Annotated in this window: 3 protein-coding genes and 1 pseudogene; all 4 read left to right on the top strand. The window is 43.2% G+C overall.

Annotated elements, in window-relative coordinates; translation table 11 throughout:
- Positions 1-354: pseudogene (locus H6S82_RS17980) on the top strand (hypothetical protein); the annotation flags it as partial.
- A 31-nt stretch (positions 355-385) separates the two neighbouring features.
- A complete protein-coding gene (locus tag H6S82_RS17975; RefSeq protein ID WP_191056501.1) occupies positions 386-2,197 on the top strand; it encodes an ABC transporter substrate-binding protein in 1,812 nt (603 codons plus the stop codon).
- A gap of 47 nt (positions 2,198-2,244) precedes the next feature.
- Positions 2,245-4,032: an ABC transporter substrate-binding protein gene (locus tag H6S82_RS17970; protein WP_190472544.1), complete on the top strand. Its 1,788-nt coding sequence runs from the start codon at positions 2,245-2,247 to the stop codon at positions 4,030-4,032.
- 41 nt (positions 4,033-4,073) lie between these two features.
- Positions 4,074-4,959, top strand: an 886-nt coding sequence (locus H6S82_RS17965; protein ID WP_242056993.1) for an ABC transporter substrate-binding protein, incomplete at its 3' end; no start/stop codon positions are given.

Below are 4,959 nucleotides of genomic sequence, written 5' to 3'. Positions count from 1 at the left end.
GGTTTCCATTTAGAACAAGCTCGCATTGAGAATAAGAAATTGACAGATGAAGTCAAAGAAAGTTTGTTTGAGGCGTTAACCCAACTGGCAAGAAAAGCAGAGTCGATCGCGCTAAGTGGTGAAACTTTACAAGCAAGTTTGAGACAAAATATCGCTGAAGATCCTACAGACGATTTGATTCTGCAATGTATCCTTGACCATGCACGCTTGTATCCCGCCGAAGTAAAAGTGTTTCTCAGTGGCAATAGCAACGACTTTGATACGCAGTCAGTGCGCGAGGCTTTACGCAATGCTGGTGTAGAAAATTATTTCAACCGCACGCAAAATTTTCTAAATTGGCTACAGTTACAGTAAGGTTTGCAATCTGCCTATAGAGAAAATAATTATGAAATGTCCAATTACTACATATAATCGGCGACGTTGGTTGGCAATTTTGTTAGCTGGACTGAGTGCGATCGCCCTCACAAGCTGTAACCCAAATCAGTTCAAAAGTCAAGCCGCACAATTACCGCAATTAGTTGCCAGTATTTTAACATCTCCGAAAACCTTCAACTATGCGCTCAATCAAACTGCGCCAAGTGTTTTTAGTTTTATTTACGAGGGGCTGATTAGCGAGAACGGCGTCACCGGAAAAATTGAGCCAGCGCTAGCTGAATCTTGGCAAATTTCGGCAGACAAGCTGCGGATTGTTTTTACCCTGCGCCAGGGTTTGAAGTGGTCAGATGGCGAACCGCTAACGGTAGACGACGTTGTTTTTACTTACAACGATATTTACCTGAACGAAAAGATTTCTACTGACATCAGAGACACACTCAAGATAGGAGAGAAAGGTGCATTACCTAAAGTGAAAAAACTTGACGATCGTCGAGTGGAATTTAGTATACCGGAACCATTTGCTCCTTTCTTACGTAGCACCGGATTAGCAATTTTACCAGCTCATAGCTTAAGAGAATCTGTCAAATCTCTTGACTCGCAAGGCAAGCCTAAATTTATCTCGATGTGGGGGATAGATACAGATCCGAAAAAAATTATTGTTAACGGCCCTTATCGGATGTCTATCTATCAGGCTGGGGAGCGAGTTATCTTTGAGCGCAACCCCTACTACTGGCGCAAAGATGCAGAAGGAAATCGCTTGCCCTATATCGATCGCTTCATCTGGCAAATAGTGGAAAACGTCGATACCCAATTAATCCAATTTCGCTCTGGGGGATTGGATATGCTGGGGGTATCTCCCCTCAACTTTTCCTTACTCAAACGGGAAGAAAAGCGGGGTAACTTTACGATCTACAACGGTGGGCAATCATCCGGCACGAGTTTTATTTGCTTTAATCTCAATAAAGGTAAAAGAAATGGAAAGCCACTTATAGACCCGATGAAATCTCGCTGGTTTAATACAGTGGGGTTTAGGCAGGCAGTTGCCTATGGGATCGATCGCCAAACTATGATTAACAACTTATTTCGCGGTCTTGCCGAAACCCAAAATTCCCCCATTTCCGTGCAAAGTCCCTACTACCTTTCTCCTCAAGAGGGTTTAAAAGTCTACGATTACAATCCAGAAAAAGCTAAAAAATTGTTGTTGGGAGCGGGATTCAAATATAACAATAAAGGTCAATTAATCGACGCCGATGGTAACCGAGTTCGCTTCACATTGCTTACCAATACAGGCAGCAGAACGGCTGAGGCAATAGTATCCCAAACCAAACAAGATTTAAGTAAAATAGGAATACAAGTAGATGTCAGCCTGATTGAATTTAATGCCTTAGTAGATAAGTTTCACAACACTTTTGATTGGGAAGCTTATTTTGGTGGTATTACGGGAGGAATTGAGCCCAATGATGGGGCAAATATTTGGCTTCCGTCAGGGGGATTGCATAGATTCAATCAAGCCCCCGCACCGGATGAAATTCCGATCGTAGGTCGAGAAATAGCCGATTGGGAAGCAGAAATCGGTCGCCTTTACATCCAAGGAGCAAAAGAGTTAGACGAAGCCAAGCGCAAAGTTATCTATGCTGAAACGCAACGTATAAGTCAAGAGTATTTGCCTTTTATTTACTTAGTTAATCCGCTTTCTCTGGCGGCTGTACGGAATGAGATAGAAGGTGTGAATTTCTCCGGAATGGGTGGCTTACTCTGGAACATTGCCGAACTCAAAATTAATAAAAATAGCCCCAGAGATTCTCAAAAGTATCCTGAGTAGAAGATACTAGGGCTGATTATCTAAAGAAACTAGCGTGACATAACAATATGCTCTTAACTAAGATTTTTTCCCCTATTACTCGCTGTCGTTGGTTTGTAGTTTTGATGGCGGCGATTGTAGCCATATCGCTTACCAGTTGCAATCCAGCCAAATTTAAAAAAGATGGCGATCGCGTCTCTCAGCTAGTCGTCCGCCTCTCCACCGAACCAAAAACATTTAACTACGCCCTCAGCCAAGAATCACCTAATGTTTTTAATTTCATTTATGAGGGTATGATTGCTGAAAATGGCAAAACTGGAGAAATTGAGCCAGGTCTAGCTGAATCTTGGGAAATTTCGCCGGATTCTAAGCAGATAATCTTTACATTGCGAGCAGGATTGAAATGGTCTGATGGGCAACCGTTAACGGCTGATGATGTTATTTTTACCTTCAATGACATCTATTTAAACGAGAAAATTCCCACAGACACCAGAGATGGTCTGCGAATTGGCCAAAGTCGCGCCTTGCCCACTGTAAAGAAATTAGACGATCGCCGTATAGAATTCACTGTACCGGAACCATTTGCCCCCTTACTTAGAGCCGCTGGAGGAGCGGCAATTTTACCAAAACACGCCCTAGAAGAATTCATAAAAACTAAAGACAAAGATGGTAAACCTCGCTTTCTATCAACTTGGGGAACCGATACAGATCCTCAAAAAATTGTTAGCAACGGCCCCTACAAACTAGAAAGCTACCAAGCTACTCAGCGCGTCACTTTTCGTCGCAATCCCTATTACTGGAGACGTGACGAACAGGGAAATTCCCAACCATATATCGAGCGGATTGTCTGGCAAATTGTCGAGCAAAGCGATACAGCTTTAATACAATTCCGCTCCGGACAATTGGATATTATCGAAATTAGGCCCTCAAGTTTTCAGTTATTAAAGCGGGAGGAAAAGCGAGGAAACTTTAGCATCCAAAATGCTGGGCCGGACACTGGCACAATTTTTATTTCTTTCAATCTCAACAAAGGAAAAAGAAACGGCAAACCTCTGGTAAACCCGATCAAATCTCGCTGGTTCAATACAGTTGCGTTTAGACAGGCAGTTGCCTATGGGATCGATCGCCAAACCATGATCAACAACATATATCGGGGTTTGGGCGAACCGCAAAACTCACCCATTTCCGTGCAAAGTCCCTACTACCTTACTCCTCAAGAAGGGCTCCCAACCTACGACTACAATCCCGAAAAAGCCAAGCAATTACTATTAGGAGCGGGATTCAAATATAACAACAAAAACCAGCTGTTAGATGCTGATGGTAACCGGGTGCGCTTCTCGCTGCTATCGCCTGCTACTGGCGGTAGGGATAGCATAGGTTCCCAAATTAAGGGAGATTTAGAAAAAATCGGCATTCAAGTCGATTTGACTCCCCTTGATTTCGGCGCACTTGTAGACAAACTTTCCAACACCCTCGATTGGGAATGCCATTTACTTGCTTTTACCGGAAGTACCGAACCGCACAGCGGTTTTAATATCTGGTCTCCTGACGGGGGATTGCACAGTTTTAACCAAAAACCTCAATCGGGACAAACACCTATAGAAGGACGGGAAATTAGCGATTGGGAGAAAAAAATCGGCGATCTTTACATTCAGGCAGCACGAGAATTAGATGAAGCCAAACGCAAAGCTATTTATGGGGAAACTCAAAAGTTAGCGCAAGAATATCTGCCGTTTATTCATTTAGTTAACCCGCTGGCTTTGGCGGCAGTTCGCAATAATATTCAAGGTGTAAAATATTCGGCTCTGGGAGATTACCGTTGGAATGTATACGAATTCAAAACAATTGAAAATTAATCATTTTGCAGTTCATCGTTAATAATTAGAGGTGATTAGCAATGAGGCGCTGGGTTGTTGTTCAAATTACGCTGATTTTGGCGATCGCACTCACTGGTTGCAACCCAGCCCAACTCGTAAATACTGCCCCTGTTTCCCAGTTAGTTATCGCCATTCTCAGCGAACCCAAGACTTTTAACCCGGCATTAGTCCTGGCATCGCCTAATATTCTCAGCCTCACCTATGAAGGTTTAATTGCCGAAAACGGACGCGGTGAAATCATACCTGCCCTTGCCGAATTTTGGCAAATTTCCGAAGACAAAAAGCGAATTATTTTTACTTTACGGGGGGGATTGAAGTGGTCAGATGGGCAACCGCTCACGGCAGATGATGTTATTTTCACATATAAAGATGTCTACCTCAACGAAGCACTTCCTATTGGTGTAATAGATATTTTCCGCATTGGCGATCGACTAACTTTACCCAGCGTTCGCCAACTAGACGATCGCCGAATTGAATTTACGACAAGCGAGCCTTTTGCGCCCTTCCTTCGTGCCACAGGCTTGCCAATTTTACCGCGTCATACTTTGCAGTCAGCAGTACAAACAAAAGACAAAGAAGGAAATTTCCAACTGTTGAGAACTTGGGACAACAGCACTCCACCAGAACAAATTATTGTTAATGGCCCTTATCGTTTAGAGAAGTATAACACTAGCGGCGAACGGCTGATATTTCGCCGCAATCCCTACTATTGGCGCAAAGATGCCCAAGGCAAACAACAGCCTTATATTGAGCGAATAATTTGGCAAATAGTTACATCTACCGATACATCTTTGCTACAGTTTCGTTCCGGGGGATTAGATGCCATTAATGTGCAACCGGATTATTTTTCTTTGCTCAAACGAGCGGAAAAACAAGGAGATTTTACCATTTATAATGGTGGTTCTG

Source organism: Planktothrix sp. FACHB-1355 (assembly GCF_014748295.1).
Classification (GTDB): Bacteria; Cyanobacteriota; Cyanobacteriia; order Cyanobacteriales; family Aerosakkonemataceae; genus Aerosakkonema; species Aerosakkonema funiforme_A.
Note: the sequence above shows the minus strand (reverse complement) of the source record. Positions and strands in the feature narration are given on the sequence as shown.

What these genes read in the sequence shown, in the direction of transcription:
- H6S82_RS17970 (WP_190472544.1), top strand. Translation starts at nt 2,245, where the DNA reads ATGCTCTTAACTAAGATTTTTTCCCCTATTACTCGCTGTCGTTGGTTT.
- H6S82_RS17975 (WP_191056501.1), top strand. Translation starts at nt 386, where the DNA reads ATGAAATGTCCAATTACTACATATAATCGGCGACGTTGGTTGGCAATT.